The sequence below is a fragment of the Streptomyces sp. NPDC050625 genome (assembly GCF_040654755.1).
GTDB lineage: Bacteria > Actinomycetota > Actinomycetes > Streptomycetales > Streptomycetaceae > Streptomyces.
Genome location: NZ_JBFAIQ010000003.1, coordinates 498,130 through 511,490, shown reverse-complemented (window position 1 = coordinate 511,490; position 13,361 = coordinate 498,130). Strand labels below are relative to the sequence as shown.

Below are 13,361 nucleotides of genomic sequence, written 5' to 3'. Positions count from 1 at the left end.
TGAATCTACTTCGAAGCAGAACCGCCGCGGCTCCAGAAATCGAGCGCTTTGGTGATCAGGTTCCGCGCCTCGTCCCCGTAGGACGCGGCACCGCGTAGGGCGCCGAAGGCTTTGTCATGGAGGGCGATTTCGGCGAAGTCGGTGATGTCCACGCCGCAGGAGACGAGTTCGTAGTGCACTTGGTCCTCGCCACGCATGTTGAAGGCAGGTATGGGAACGACACCCACCTCTGCGGTGGCGGAGAGGACGCCGAGAGAGAGCGAGGGAAGGTCGCCGTCGCGAAGGAGCCGTTCCAACTGGCCCCGCATGACCTCAGGCCCTCCGATGTTCGTGTACAGGGCTTGCTCGCCGAGGATCAACTCGTAGTGATGCGCCCCGTCGTACAGCACCTTCTGCCGCTCCATCCGCTTGGCCACGCCCGCGGGCACATCGTCCGGAACCCCGAGAAAATCGACGACCTGGCGGAGGATGACTGTCGCGTAGGCCTCGGTCTGAAGCGTCCCCCAGATCATGGTGGGGATATAAGCCCTGCCGTGCCGCGTCTGCTGGTACCAGGAGATCACCTCGTCCTGGATATCTTCCGTGCCGGTGGACAGCCGCTGCTGCCATGGGATCAAGCTGGTCACTCCTTCTCCTTACTCGACGGGACACGCCAATGCAGGCTCCGCACGGTTCGGAGAGCACGTCACGACCGCCAGTGACAGATACGAGGGCCGCTCAAGGTAGAAGCCGAGTGACACATCGACCCCAGAACCCAGCCTCTCAGCCGCGGAGTTGACCAGCAACGCCACCTCGGTGGTGTCGCGGTCCCGACTGGAGGCGAATCGAGGCGCGTATTCGGTCACGCGCTCCCCGAGCCAGACGGCCGCCTCCTTGCCCTCATCCCACGTGCCGCGAACCATGGACGGCGGTTTGACGAGCCAGTACGCCGTTTCCAGTGGTGGTAGATCCACGATCGGGAACTCCGCCGCGACCTCGCGGTAGCGCTGGATCAGCTCAGGCCTGCTTCCGGCTGGAGGTGGCTCCGGATACGGAGGTCGCCGTAGGGCTTCGTCATCGAAACGCTCTTTCGTCCCGACCCAGAGATAGCCGTGGTGGTGCACCGGTCGTTCCTCGATTGGTGGGCCTTCGAAGTTGGGAGGTGCGGGGGCCAACGGCGAGCCAGCCGCGGCCGTCATGCCGGTCGTCGATTGGCGGATCTGGGCCAGAACCGATGGCGTCTGCCACGCCGCACTGCGGCCGCTGATGGCCCAGAGCTGCCACTTGCTGACCGTGGACCACCGCCCAACTTCGAAGACCCCGATTGGTGTCTTGGATGTCGAAGATCGATGGGGAACCGGTCCTGGCTCCAACCAGGAACCGGGACCGGCCGGGGGAGCGCTCAGACCGAGAGCCCGAACCTCGCCGGGTCGATGCCGGCCGCGTCGAGTTCTTCCGTGGTGAACCGCAGCGGCTCCGCCTCCGGCCGCTTGCTGTCACCCAGAGCCCAGGCGTCGTCGCCGATCCGCGCCAGGGTCACGCATCCCTCGGTGCAGGGCCCTCCGCATGCCTTCACGAAGGAGGCCCTGCTGATGTCGAGCCCGTACAGCTTGGTTCCGTCCAGCATCACTGCACCTTCCTGCTCAGCTGTCGCGGCCGAGACTGACCGCCGCCGCCCGTGGTGGGCGGGAGTCCATGGGAGGAGAGGCAGAGGCCTCAGCGATCCGAGCCCCTGCAGCGCCCGGAGCAGCGCCAGCACTCACACGGAGGCCATTCGGTCGTCATCAGGGGTGGGAGATCATCCGTGGTGAAGACAGCCCGCTCGGCTCCCCACGATTTCCCGGAGTCCTGTGAGACGCGCATGGTCATGAGCGGGCGCTCGTGGTAGTCCGCTCTCGCAGCAAAAATTCGAGGCCTTGAATTCCTCTGCTCGCTCTCCATGGAATCAGCATCGCGCCTCAACTCAAGCTTGTGGAGCGCTAGTTACGTTGACGCATAAACCCGTTGGATGCTTCTTCCAGGAATGCGGAAGCGTCATCACCGGTGAGTGCGTGCGACCAGAACAGGTCGAACAAATTGAGATGCTGGGATATGTCCCTGGGGTCGCGCAAAACGACTTCTCCAGAGAAGAGTTCGACTGTCACTAGACGGTCGTCGTAGACCACAAAGATATTCATAGGGGTGCCGGGAACGTGCACTCCCTGCGGAACTATCCCAATCTCGACGTTGGGTTTTGTGTTGACCTGAGCCATGTGCGCACACTGGGCGGCCATGGTTCGGGCGCTCGCACGCTGCCACCTGACAGCCTGCTCGGTCAGCAGGAACCAGAACGACCGTGATCTATCGTCCAAGATCGCCTGCCGGTCCATCCGGGCTTGCACCGCCCGCGCGACGTCCCTAGCGGGGTCGGTGGCCAACGTGGGGGACAGTGTCTCGATGGCGTACTCGCGGACATGCAAGAGTCCGGTGGGAATCGCCGGAAGAAAGTGCCGCATCATGTGCGAGGAAGACTCAAGCGCCTTCAGCTCGGCCTGCTTGTGGTAGAGGCCGACGCGTGCGTAGGCACGCCAAGACGCATAGTCGACGTTGGCACGCCGCGCCAGGCTGAGCAGCTCATCGGCAACTTCGGCCGGGACCGAAAGTGCCTTGAGGATACGTTCAACGTCAATGACCGACGGGAGTGCCCTGCCGGTTTCGATTCGGCTGATCTTTGTTTGGCTCATGTTGCAGCGGAGAGCCAGACGCTCACCGCTGAGGCCGGAAGCGCGGCGGAGACTCCGAAGAGCCTCCGCCAGATCTCTCCGGTCTCGTCCTTGCGCCTCAGGCTCGATAGGCACTGAACGGTACGGCGCTTTCCAGAGCGAGATCCCGCCACGAGAGATACTTGGTGATGTCCGGGTCCTGAATCAGCTCCCGATTGATCTGTGTTCCGTCGGGACGGTAGTTGAGGTGAACGACGGTCGTCTCGTCGAACATCCAGAAGTCCTGCTCAGGAAGCCCAAGATCCGACCCATCCGTCACATCAACGATTTGGTAGTTCTCTCCGGCTGCGACGTTTCCGGGAATTCCCCAACCGAAGAGATAGCGGCTGTACGGCGTGAGCGGTCGGCGAACGATCTTGGCGCGGGTCATTGTGCGCCCCGCCGCCAGGTGATCCCGGATGGTCTGGTGCCAGGACTCGTTGAAGCCCTCCGGCTTCGGCTCTCCGGCCAGGAATGCGCTGAAGGTCTTGGCCTCGGCGGGCATTGTGTACGTCTGGTGCACTTCGAGCCGGAACGCGGAACGCTTGAAGTTGCGGAAATACGCCTTCCACTCCTCGCCGTCCAGGTAGATGGGGCTAGAGCCAGCCTCGGACACGGGCAGCCTCCTTCAGGATGATTTCCGGAATCAGGACGACCGACTCACCGTCCGGTGTCGAGTGGGCCACGTCGTAGCCCTGGATGGCCAGCATGTTGGGCTCTGGCGTGGCGTACACGGTCGGACAGTCACCGTTTTCGCACCTGTCGTCATCGTCGCTCTTGCACGTTCCGCCAGCGATGATCCGCAGTCCGTCCACTGAGACCCCTTCCAGTCATGAGCAAGCTACGCACCGTTGTACCCGAGCGACAAGGGCGGCCCCCCGTCTAGTCACGAAGTCGCATAGAACGAGGGTGAGCTACCGTCAGGTGTGCTCCGAACAGGGATGATTAAAGTGAGATCACGTAGCTAGCGCATGATCGATGGAGCGGGCTGCGGAGCACGAGTCTGCGACAGACGGGGTGATGACGAAGCCGCACGCCCCCCTGTTCCTGGGCCCCGGCAGGAGGTGAGTGCGGCCCTGGACGACATCCGCTCCGTCCTCGCCGAACTCGGCATTGGGCCCGAGGTCCTGACTCGCGAGACCTATTCGGGTTCCGTGGCGGCGCAACGCGGCAGTCTTGGCGCCATCAGTCCCCGGTGATCGAGCGGGCGATGCGCGCATATTCCGGTGATCGCTGACTGGTTCGCTCCGCTTCACTCGCTCTCGCGTTGGCTTCGGCGATCGGATTGCGCCACCGTGGGATCGCCTCTGTTGTGGTCAGGGCTGGAGGCGCGGGCAGAGGCTTACGGCGGCTGACGCCCTCCACCAGAACCCTTCCAGTTCACCTCGAGCCAGCGCACCTAGAAAGGCTCCCCAGGCGCTACCTCGAACAGCTATGACCGGCCCATAGGCACGCTTGGAGTCACGCACGAGTGTGCAGTCACCGGCATGCGCACACTCGACGCACGCTGTTCCGCCGTCGGCGCTGTGGGAGGACTCGAACCACGGACACGCATCGGGCTCTGTTACCAGGAAGCCCTGCGTGCGCCCGCCAGGAAGTCGCCCCATGCCCTTGCTGAGATCGTCACCTGAGCCCGCTCTGGCTGTTTGGAGTCCCTTACGAGCACACCAAACGGGATGACCGCTGCCTCTATGCACTCGGTCGTATTGCCGCCGCTGTACGACGACTTGAACCACCTAGGCTCGGCCGAAGGCTGAGGACTCCCGGGCATTTCACAGCTCCTTGAGGGCGCGATGGATCAGGGTGGAGGAAGCCTCCATGTCCAACGCTTGTGCCTGGAGGTACTCGAACGCAAGTCTGTATCGGTCCAGTTCCTCGTCCTTCTCCAGGAAGAGGGAGCCTGCATGGAAGTCGACGTACACCACGTCGAGTGCCGGCTCCGGGCCGCCGATGATGACGAAGCTTCCCAGCGCGGCCGCATGGGCTCCCTTGGAGAAGGGCAGCACTTGGAGCGTGATGTGAGAGGAGTTGCCGTTCGCTTCGAGCAGCCGTGTGAGCTGCTCCTTCATGGTCTGAGGTGACCCGACGACGCGGCGGATCACGGACTCGTCGAGGATCGCCCACAGGCGCGGTGGCTTCAGGCGGGTGAGGATCTCCTGCCGCTTCATGCGGATGTCGACCAGCCGCTCGATTTCCTCCTCTTCCAGCGGTACTTCGTTGGCCTTCTGCAGTGCAGTGCTGTAGGCACGTGTCTGGAGGAGGCCAGGGACGTAGACGCAGGAGAAGTGGCTCTCGCGTACCGCTTCGTCCTCAAGAGTGAGCAGCAGGTTCATGCTTTCGGGAATGGAGTCTGCGAAGGAGTTCCACCAGCCTTGCTGCTTGGCATCCTTCGCTAAACCGACAATGGTCTTCCGTTCGGCTTCAGTTGCTCCGTACTCACGGCACAGCGCATCGACCACGATCCACTTGACTGGCCCTGCCTGGGTTTCGTAGCGGCTGACCGTCGCCTTCGAGACGTCGACGAGTCGCCCGGCCTCCTCAAGCGTCAGCCCCTTGCGAGCGCGCAACTTACGCATCATGGCGCCTAGTTGGCGGCGACGTGTTGTGGTCCGTTCGGACATTCGACTCCTTCGCCGTGCGCCGGGGTGAGGGCCCGGAGATGTCATAAGGCTAGGTAGCGGTGAACCAGGCCTACTACCGGATTCACTCGATAGGTTTCTGTGAGAAGTTACATGGCGAGACTTCTCTGTGCCATGCTCGCCTCCCAGACCGCTACGTAGTGCAGCCGTACGGATACGGCAGGCGCAGCACACGCGTGGCTAGGGAGGGAGGCGCGGCTGTGTCTGGCTGCGAAGTCACCGAACCTCGACTCCGTTGTGTCCTGCCGTTCGAGGCGGCACCGGCGGAAGTGCCCCTGCTCCGGAGAGCTGCCATGAAACAGCTGAACCGATGGGGGACGCCCGTAGCGTCAGATGAGGCAGAGCTGCTCGTCACGGAACTGGTGACGAACGTTGTCAAACACGTCGGGGAGGGCGCACCGGCTGCCTTGATCCTTGAGTGGAGTGGCGAGCGGCTGCGGCTTGAAGTTCACGACAAGAGCTCTGAGGTGCCGTCTCTCAAGAAGTCAGGCTGCGGTGAGGAGTGCGGCCGAGGCCTGCACTTACTCGCGGCACTGGCAGTGGACTGGGGCACAGTGCTCACGGCTGCCGGCAAGACGGTCTGGTGCGAGATCGGCTTGAGCGCGCGAAGCGCGTGTCAGCGTCTTGAGCGAGCTGCCGAAGTGCTTGAGAAGTACGAGGTGGCACGTGGGGGCGTTCCTCTGCGTGGCAGGGGTTGGGAGTCCGGCCTTGAAGTGTCGGCGGTGGAGCTGATCGCGGACCTTCTGCACTGGACGGCCGCCCAGGGCTACGACCCGGATGACTTCCTCGACCGCGCCCATATGCACTATGAGGCGGAAGCAGGCGTGGCCTGAGGGTGTGAATGTGCGCCGACAGTCATCCCAGTGCTGCTCGTAGCAGCGCGCCGGCGTCATCGGGAGCGCCCTGCCTGTGGAGTTCCAAGGTCACCTGCAGGATGTCTTGATCGTGGTGATCGCGCCCGTAGATATGGATCACGTTGTCGGCGAGCTCGTTCTGCTGCTGATGTCGGAGCGCCTGGAGCAGCGAGGCTGTTTCGAGTGGGCTGAGAACGTCCGTGGTGTGGCGCAACAGGTCGAGTGCGGCCTGTCGTCGGCCATCCCTGTGCAGTTCCGTGGCCTGCTGCGCGACTCGCCGTGCCGCCGACGCATCGGTTCTGCTCCGCTGCCGGTCCCCTTTGCGGCGAGGGACCGGCAGCGGAGCGACTGAAGCCTGGGCGGCGAGACGGGCTTGCAAGCCGGCCCGGGTTGCCCGCAGTTCCGCTACCGAATCCCTGAGCGACCGCACCTCCTGCCGGAGGGCCGCCAGTTCGGCCGCGTCGCGAGTGGCCGCATTCCGCAGGCTCGCTACCTCGGCCTGTGCGCCTTCGGCTTGCTTGGTCAACGCATCGCGCTCAGCTCGTAGTGCTACACAGCTCTGACACCGCTCTGCCCACGCCTGTTCGCGGAGCTTCTCCAGCTCATCGAAGCTAATTCCGAGGATGTCCTCTCCGCCTGCATCGGTGCAGGCGGACTTGTAGAAGTACTCAAGGTCCCGATCTCGTGGTACGGACTGCCCACTCAGAAACCTGGACAGTGATGTTTCACTGCAGTTCAAGTGCTTAGCCACTTCTGCCTGTGTTGGTCCGGCTTCTACCGATTTGCCCGGAACGGCGGCGGCGATGTGATGGCACAGCCTCTGCATGGCCAGAGCCAAGGCGCGCTTGCCCGGAGGAACGTCACTGCGGAACTCCTTGTCAAGCCAGCCGCACGTGCGCGCGACGACTCCGCCTCGTGTCATGCCGTTCAGCCTCCCCAGGTCGCTGCGGCAGCCCTTCGGCCTGCCGGATCCCCTCTGCCAGGTCCCGCAATTGTGCCTGAGTAACTCGGAGCCGGCGCTTGCTATTTCGCGAGCAAGTGTTCTTTCGCTGGACATCCGTTTGGGTCGTGATGCCAGACTTGAGGCCTGCAACCGCTTGAGGAGCGGGGGGCATAAGCCAGCCATGCGGGGGTTCCTCCTGTATGCGTGACTTATTGCGGTATGCCAGTCATACAACTTCACCGGAGGCGCTGGATGACGCTGCCGTCTTGGCAGGACAAGAAGCTGGGAAGCAAGGTGCGGGCTGCGCTGTGGCTTCTGCAGGTCGTGGGGGAGGAAAACGTCTTCACGAAGGCGCAGCTGCGTGCCGCCTTTCCTGACGTGGCACAGATTGACAGGCGCATCCGTGACCTGCGGGATCACGACTGGCGGATCGACACCAGCCGTGACGACGTTTCGTTGCAGCAGCAGGAGCAGCGCTTTGTCGCCCGTGGAGCCGATGTCTGGATTCCGGGTAAGGCGAAGGCGCCGAAGCACAAGAACAGCCTTACCACGGCGCAGCGCATGAAGATCTTTCAAGCGGACAACCACCTCTGCCGGTCCTGCGGGATCGCGGGTGGCGAGGCGTACGAGGATGGCATCACGCTGGCGGTCTTGAACGTGGCCCGTCGGAGGGTGCTCTTGACCAGCGGTGAGGTCGAGCACCAACTGGTCACGGAGTGCAAGCGCTGTGGGGCTGGGGGCGGGGACCGCGAGGTCGACCTCGGAGTGATCCTGGACCTCGCCGAGGCCCTGTCTTCCATGGAACGGCAGATCTTCTTGGCGTGGATCGCGGCCGACCAGCGGCCCCTGAGCCCGATGGAGAAGATGTGGGGCATTTTCCGGACTCTGCCGGAGGGGTCCCGTAAGGCCGTCACCGAGGCGCTCAGTGACATGGAAGACCAGGACGACTAGGACAGGACGGGGAACAGTGATGCTGCGGGAGCTCCCGCAGCCGCCTCGTGCGGCTGAGTTCAGTGAACTGATCAAGAAGAAGGTCGAGGAGGTCAGGGCGGCCGGCGGTACCAGGGAGACGGTCACGGTCGACTGGAATGAGCAGCAGGCGCATGTGGAGGTCATCGACCTGCCGCTCAGCGGCCTGTATTTCAATCCCAGCACGCACCGGATCCGGGCACAGCGCAGCCACGACCCGACCCGCGATGAGTTGCTGGAAAAGGACCCGTGGAGCGCCGAAAGCCAGGACTATCTGAGGTTCCTGCTGCAGGCCTCACCGACCGATCCGAACATCCGAGACACGGACTTCGACAAGCTAAAGGAAAGCCTCGATCAGTTCGGACAGAACGATCCGGGGCTCGTAACCCATCACGGCATCCTCGTGAACGGCAACACGCGTGCCGCGGCACTGCGTGAACTGCGTGCCCAGTCGATGCGTGTCGGGGTGCTGCCCGAGTCGTTCTCCTGGGCGGACATTAACGCCGTTGAGCTGTCTCTCCAGTTGCGCAAGGACCACCGACGCGACTACTCGTACATCAACCGGCTTCTGGCTATGGAGGAGCAGGCCTCGCTCGGACGTACGCCGGAGCAGATCGCCAAGGAATTCCGGATCCAGGTCAAGACGTATCACCAGGAGCGCTGGATTCTCGCCACGATCAGGGAACTCATCGACCGCAGTAAGAGCGGCGGCGGAGTGGCCCTTCGGCTGGTGGACTGGGAGGGGGCGCAAGAGCGTCTCAAGGAGCTCCACCGTCTGTATGTGAAGCTGGAGTCGGTTGACCGTGATCAGGCAGAGGTCCTGAAGGAGTGGCGGCTCGCGGCGATCCTCCTTGACTTCTCGAAGACGGACGTACGTCACATCGACGAGGAATTCCTGAAGGAAGGCCAGCTCGGCCGTACGCTGCCGCAGTCGCTTTCCACGGGCAACTCCGGTGCGGCGGGACAGGACGAGGTCTCCATCCCCGGCTTGGGCCTCGCGGTGCCGGCGGCTTCTTCCGCCGTATCCGAGGCGCGGGCTCTGAGCGACCGGATCTTGCGGGCCAGCGCTGCTGTCCGGAGCGGAACTCCGGAACGGCCTGACAGTGACAAAGCAAAGGACCAGGCGCTGCTCGACGACGCCAAGAGGGCTTTCGACGAGGCGATCGAAGCTGCCGGCCGCAGTGCACGCCTGCGCAAGCGCAAGCAGCTCGCCCCGGCTCGTCTCGCAGAGGCCTGCGCGAGCATCGATCAGTGTGTGATGGACCTCGTGCAGGCCCGTACCTCCCGGAGCCTGGATGAGGAGGCCTTCGACGAGGCCGTACTGAAGCTGCGCTCCAGTCTTCGCAAGCTGGCCCAGCAGGCTGGCCGGGGTCTGCCCAACCCTGGTGACGGAGTGGCCTGGCTGCTTGACGCCGCGGCAGCGGAGGGTTCGCAGTGACCGGTACCCCGGCTGAGACGTCTCTTCACCTGGGATTCGACGAGACGCGTACCCGAGTGGTCCTGAGGACAACCGATCAGCACCAGCAAGACCTCGTCCGGCTGGCCGCCCGTTTCCGTACGGGTGGCCAGCTCGGCCCGCTGACTGCCTCGCTTGCCCTTGATGAGCTCCTCGCGGACCTTAGCGTTCTCAGCGGATGGCCGCACCACGAAGGGGTGGAGTGGGCTCCTGAACTGCGGAACCTTGTGGCCGGAGTTGTCCGGGACGCGAATACAGTCAAGGAGCGCCTGGCCGGCACGCAACCTCGGGGTGAGGTCGCGAGGGACGAGGTGCTCGGGCTCCTTGGGGACACCTGGGAGGCGGAGCTGAGCGAGTTCCAGCTTCGGGACATCGCGAAACTGCTGTCGCTTCAGCACGGCGCCAACTTCAGTGTTCCTGGAGCAGGGAAGACGCGTGTAGCCCTGGCTGTCTATGCCGCCCAGAAGGCTCGGGGACGCGTGAGCCGAGTTCTGGTGGTGTGCCCTAAGTCGGCATACGAGTCGTGGCGTTACGAGACCGCGGTGTGTTTCAGCTATCCCCTGCGGACTCATGTCCTCGACGGGTCGATGGACCAGTGGGCGGAAGTGCTGATTACCAACTACGAGCGCCTGGATCGCTCCTTGCCAACGCTGGCCAGCTGGCTGAAGGCAGGCCCCTCCATGATCATCCTTGATGAAGCGCACAGGATGAAGCTGGGCGCCCGGGGCACCTACGGCGCTGCGTGCATGGCTCTCGGACCTCTTGCCGAGCGGCGGCTGATTCTCACCGGGACCCCGGCGCCCAATGGCTCGAAGGACCTTGAGAACCTGATGGGCTTCGTCTGGCCTGGCCACGGGCAGCGTACGGTGGTCCAAGCGGTGGCGGGAGGTGATCTTGCTTACGCAAGTTCGGTCCTCCGGCCTCTGTTCACCCGGACCACGAAGCAGGAGCTCGGCCTTCCGCCGATCTGGCTGAGGATGCGGTACGTCGATATGCCGCCGTTGCACGACGAGATCTACGGCTCTCTGGTGGGTGGCATGAACAGCGGCGCCGCCAGGGACGATCTCAGCTCGCTCGGTAAGACGGCCTTGCGTCTGCTGATGGCGGCCACTAGTCCGGCACTGCTTCTCGAAGGCGGAAGCCGGTATGAGCCTCTGGCTTACCAGCTGCCCCCCTTGGAGATCCCAGAGGGCAGCTCGCTCTACTCACTCATGCAGAATCTGCCGGACTACGAGCTGTCGCCCAAGTACAAGGAAGCGGCGACGATCATCGCGGAGAACGCGGCACAGGGGCGCAAGACGCTGGTCTGGACGACCTTTGTCCGGAGTTTGACGACGCTGGAGCAGATGCTGGAGAAGTTCAGCCCCGCGGTTGTCTTTGGCGGAACGCCTGACCGTGACGAGCAGCTGAGGCGGTTTCGCGAGGACCCAAGCTGCATGGTGCTGATCTCTAACCCGGCGACCCTCGGCGAGGGCATCAGCCTCCATCACGTCTGCCATGACGCTGTGTATGTCGACCGCGACTTCATGGCGGGGCGCTTCCTGCAGAGCCTTGACCGGATCCATCGGTTGGGGCTTGCTCCGGGAACGGACACCAGGGTCACTGTCCTGGCTGTCCGGAACACGATCGATGAGGTCGTAGCGGCACGTTTGGATCAGAAGCTTGAGTTCATGGGAAGGATCCTCGATGATCCGACGGTCCAGCAGCTCGCTGACCTGCAAGAAGAACCGTCGGTTGCGGCTGGGCTGGCGCCGGGCGACATAGACGCCTTGCTGAGGCACATGGGCAGCCGCTAGCCTCCTGAGTTTCAATTTGGGAGACTCCTGGTGCCGAGAGACGGGCCTGATCACCGTCTCTCGGGAACCGACGCACGCTTAGTCATACCAGGAGGAGCGCCCATGCGCGCCAGCGGCCGGAAGCGCCCGCAGTTCACCCCGCCACTGACCTCGATCGAGATCTGTGCGGGGGCTGGCGGGCAAGCCGTTGGACTCCACAATGCCGGCTTTGACCACCTGGCTCTCGTGGAGTGGGACCCGCACGCGGTGCAAACCCTCAGCGCGAACGTGGCTGGCTGGCCCGGGTGGAGCGAGAAGCGTGCGAACGATCTTGAACCAATGGATGTGAAGAATTTCCTTGACTCCGACGTGCGCACGAAACTCGGGCTTGAGGAGGGGGATCTCGATCTCCTAGCGGGGGGAGTTCCGTGCCCCCCCTTCTCCCTCGCCGGGAAGAGGCTCGGGAAGGATGACGAGCGTGATCTCTTTCCGGACGCTCTAGACATTGTCGACGCTCTCAGGCCTAAGGCCGTCATGATTGAGAACGTCCGAGGGATTCTTGAGCCTCCTGAGGTCTTTATCGAGTATCGCAGCTATATTCTGGGTAAACTGCGTAAATTCGGCTACGCGGTCCCGGACATTGAGGATCACTGGCTTCCCGAGAAGCAGGATCTAGTGATGCGAAGTGTTTGGCGAAGGATGGATGCGAGCGACTTTGGTGTTCCGCAACTCCGTCCGCGAGCGATTCTCGTGGCTATCCGCAGTGACATCGCCGAGAAAAGTGGCGTAGATTTCCAGTGGCCTGTCCGTCTGGAGGGCACCAAGGCGTCGGTTTTTGAGAAGCTCGAAGAGAGTATGAAGGAGCGCTGCCATGCGTTCTGGGATAAAAACCTCAAGGGCCAGCCGGCGGCTCCGGAGGACCGGACTGGAAGGGATGTGTACGAAAAGTGGCATCGCGATGCTACAGCTGCCCTGAACGCGGGTAAGGGAATCGCTCCAACGCTCGTTGGCGGATCCAAGAAGCACGGCGGCGCGGACCTTGGGCCGACCAGGGCCAAGCGCGCCTGGGCTGACTTGGGGGTTGACGCCATGGGGGTTGCGAATGATCCTCACGAGTGCGATCCAGAACGAGATCTCTTCCGCGCGGCCGGGCCTATGCTGACCGTGGATCAGGCTGCCATCATCCAGGGATTCCCGGAAGAATGGAAATTCCAGGGGCGGAAGACCGCAAAGTACCGTCAGGTTGGTAACGCCTTTCCTCCGCCTGTTGCGGAAGCGGTCGGCCGGGCCATCGCGGCAGTGCTGCGACCGGAGCAGCGAGAAAAGTTGCTCAAGGGATATGTTATGGACTCCGGTGACGGCCCCTCCGTTCAGGCTGAATCCGAGGAGATGCTTTTTTCCGTGTCAGATCTTCCGCGAACCGCCTCGGCGGGAAATGACCGTCGCGGCGATTTTATCGGCGCAGGCGTCTGATGGCTCGTGCTCCCAGAATCGGAGCACAAGCCAGCCTGCTTCCTGGAGCCGTTGGTCGGTGTCCCGGTCACGTGTCATGTTCCGCAGGACCTTCTCCGACCAGTATCCGGAGTTGGTCTTCGGTGGGACATAGTGTTCTGGGCAGCCGTGCCAATAGCAGCCATCGATGAATACGGCTACTTTCGCCGGGCGGAAAACCATGTCGGCTGTCCGGCGAAGACCGGGCAACGGTCGGGCAGCCACGCGGTAGCGCAGTCCCTGAGCATGGACAAGCCGTCGGATCAGCCTTTCAGGCTTTGTGTCACGACTACGGATCGCCTGCATGTTGCGGCGGCGTGCTGCGGACGAAGCCCAGGAGCCTTCTGGTGCTTCCCACGGGGGAACTTCAGACACACAGCAGAGGGTAGCCGCACGTGCGGCTGATGGGCACGGACCGATGGTTGGGCGGCTGCTCGCCTCGCACCGCAGCCGGTCGATGCTAGTTCGTGAGCTTGGGGTTTGGCTGTCCGAGCCGAGTTTCTGAGGCCTGTTG

At 63.3% G+C, this 13,361-nt stretch carries 16 protein-coding genes; 5 read left to right on the top strand and 11 right to left on the bottom strand.

The genetic code is table 11. From position 1 onward, the window contains the following. Positions 1-5: 5 nt before the first annotated feature. The 9 genes from AB0I54_RS09815 to AB0I54_RS09775 form a co-directional block, all read right to left on the bottom strand. Positions 6-626: a DUF5753 domain-containing protein gene (locus AB0I54_RS09815; protein ID WP_363295391.1), complete on the bottom strand. Its 621-nt coding sequence runs from the start codon at positions 624-626 to the stop codon at positions 6-8. Positions 627-635: 9 nt separating this feature from the next. Next, a complete protein-coding gene (locus tag AB0I54_RS09810) occupies positions 636-1,103 on the bottom strand; it encodes a hypothetical protein (RefSeq protein WP_363295390.1) in 468 nt (155 codons plus the stop codon). A 278-nt stretch (positions 1,104-1,381) separates the two neighbouring features. After that, positions 1,382-1,606 carry a DUF397 domain-containing protein gene (locus AB0I54_RS09805; RefSeq protein ID WP_363295389.1) on the bottom strand — a complete coding sequence of 75 codons (225 nt, stop codon included), beginning with the start codon at positions 1,604-1,606 and terminating at the stop codon, positions 1,382-1,384. 352 nt (positions 1,607-1,958) lie between these two features. Then, a complete protein-coding gene (locus AB0I54_RS09800; protein ID WP_363295388.1) occupies positions 1,959-2,816 on the bottom strand; it encodes a helix-turn-helix transcriptional regulator in 858 nt (285 codons plus the stop codon). Further along, entirely contained in the window at positions 2,800-3,336 is a 537-nt protein-coding gene (locus tag AB0I54_RS09795; protein ID WP_363295387.1) for a DUF6879 family protein, read from the bottom strand. Before AB0I54_RS09795 ends, AB0I54_RS09800 begins: the two co-directional genes overlap by 17 nt. Continuing rightward, positions 3,317-3,454 (bottom strand): hypothetical protein, encoded by a 138-nt coding sequence (locus tag AB0I54_RS09790; RefSeq protein WP_363295386.1) that lies wholly within the window; start codon positions 3,452-3,454, stop codon positions 3,317-3,319. Before AB0I54_RS09790 ends, AB0I54_RS09795 begins: the two co-directional genes overlap by 20 nt. Positions 3,455-4,036: 582 nt before the next feature. After that, on the bottom strand, positions 4,037-4,327 hold the full coding sequence (locus AB0I54_RS09785) for a DUF397 domain-containing protein (protein ID WP_363295385.1): 291 nt from the start codon (positions 4,325-4,327) through the stop codon (positions 4,037-4,039). Beyond that, the gene (locus tag AB0I54_RS09780; protein WP_363295384.1) at positions 4,285-4,491 is read right to left on the bottom strand and encodes a DUF397 domain-containing protein; all 207 of its coding nucleotides are present in this window, start codon (positions 4,489-4,491) and stop codon (positions 4,285-4,287) included. Before AB0I54_RS09780 ends, AB0I54_RS09785 begins: the two co-directional genes overlap by 43 nt. 1 nt (position 4,492) lies before the next feature. Continuing rightward, positions 4,493-5,341 carry a helix-turn-helix transcriptional regulator gene (locus AB0I54_RS09775; protein WP_363295383.1) on the bottom strand — a complete coding sequence of 283 codons (849 nt, stop codon included), beginning with the start codon at positions 5,339-5,341 and terminating at the stop codon, positions 4,493-4,495. Between the two features lie 158 nt (positions 5,342-5,499). Between AB0I54_RS09775 and AB0I54_RS09770 the strand changes: the two genes are divergently transcribed. Further along, positions 5,500-6,192 (top strand): ATP-binding protein, encoded by a 693-nt coding sequence (locus AB0I54_RS09770; protein ID WP_363295516.1) that lies wholly within the window; start codon positions 5,500-5,502, stop codon positions 6,190-6,192. Between the two features lie 22 nt (positions 6,193-6,214). Here AB0I54_RS09770 and AB0I54_RS09765 read toward each other — a convergent pair whose 3' ends face one another. After that, the gene (locus AB0I54_RS09765; protein ID WP_363295382.1) at positions 6,215-7,135 is read right to left on the bottom strand and encodes a helix-turn-helix domain-containing protein; all 921 of its coding nucleotides are present in this window, start codon (positions 7,133-7,135) and stop codon (positions 6,215-6,217) included. A gap of 273 nt (positions 7,136-7,408) precedes the next feature. Between AB0I54_RS09765 and AB0I54_RS09760 the strand changes: the two genes are divergently transcribed. The 4 genes from AB0I54_RS09760 (at position 7,409) to dcm (ending at position 12,829) form a co-directional block, all read left to right on the top strand. After that, positions 7,409-8,107, top strand: a complete 699-nt coding sequence (locus tag AB0I54_RS09760) for a hypothetical protein (RefSeq protein WP_363295381.1) — start codon at positions 7,409-7,411, stop codon at positions 8,105-8,107. 19 nt (positions 8,108-8,126) lie between these two features. Further along, positions 8,127-9,563 carry a hypothetical protein gene (locus AB0I54_RS09755; RefSeq protein WP_363295380.1) on the top strand — a complete coding sequence of 479 codons (1,437 nt, stop codon included), beginning with the start codon at positions 8,127-8,129 and terminating at the stop codon, positions 9,561-9,563. Continuing rightward, entirely contained in the window at positions 9,560-11,377 is a 1,818-nt protein-coding gene (locus tag AB0I54_RS09750) for a DEAD/DEAH box helicase (RefSeq protein ID WP_363295379.1), read from the top strand. Before AB0I54_RS09755 ends, AB0I54_RS09750 begins: the two co-directional genes overlap by 4 nt. Before the next feature lie 102 nt (positions 11,378-11,479). After that, on the top strand, positions 11,480-12,829 hold the full coding sequence (gene dcm / locus AB0I54_RS09745) for a DNA (cytosine-5-)-methyltransferase (RefSeq protein ID WP_363295378.1): 1,350 nt from the start codon (positions 11,480-11,482) through the stop codon (positions 12,827-12,829). Here dcm and AB0I54_RS09740 read toward each other — a convergent pair. Further along, on the bottom strand, positions 12,761-13,222 hold the full coding sequence (locus AB0I54_RS09740; RefSeq protein ID WP_363295377.1) for a very short patch repair endonuclease: 462 nt from the start codon (positions 13,220-13,222) through the stop codon (positions 12,761-12,763). The two genes, dcm and AB0I54_RS09740, sit on opposite strands and share 69 nt — an antisense overlap. Between the last annotated feature and the right edge of the window lie 139 nt (positions 13,223-13,361).

What these genes read in the sequence shown, in the direction of transcription:
- AB0I54_RS09775 (WP_363295383.1), bottom strand. Translation starts at nt 5,341, where the DNA reads ATGTCCGAACGGACCACAACACGTCGCCGCCAACTAGGCGCCATGATG.
- AB0I54_RS09780 (WP_363295384.1), bottom strand. Translation starts at nt 4,491, where the DNA reads ATGCCCGGGAGTCCTCAGCCTTCGGCCGAGCCTAGGTGGTTCAAGTCG.
- AB0I54_RS09785 (WP_363295385.1), bottom strand. Translation starts at nt 4,327, where the DNA reads ATGGGGCGACTTCCTGGCGGGCGCACGCAGGGCTTCCTGGTAACAGAG.
- AB0I54_RS09765 (WP_363295382.1), bottom strand. Translation starts at nt 7,135, where the DNA reads ATGACACGAGGCGGAGTCGTCGCGCGCACGTGCGGCTGGCTTGACAAG.
- AB0I54_RS09805 (WP_363295389.1), bottom strand. Translation starts at nt 1,606, where the DNA reads ATGCTGGACGGAACCAAGCTGTACGGGCTCGACATCAGCAGGGCCTCC.
- dcm (WP_363295378.1), top strand. Translation starts at nt 11,480, where the DNA reads ATGCGCGCCAGCGGCCGGAAGCGCCCGCAGTTCACCCCGCCACTGACC.
- AB0I54_RS09755 (WP_363295380.1), top strand. Translation starts at nt 8,127, where the DNA reads ATGCTGCGGGAGCTCCCGCAGCCGCCTCGTGCGGCTGAGTTCAGTGAA.
- AB0I54_RS09760 (WP_363295381.1), top strand. Translation starts at nt 7,409, where the DNA reads ATGACGCTGCCGTCTTGGCAGGACAAGAAGCTGGGAAGCAAGGTGCGG.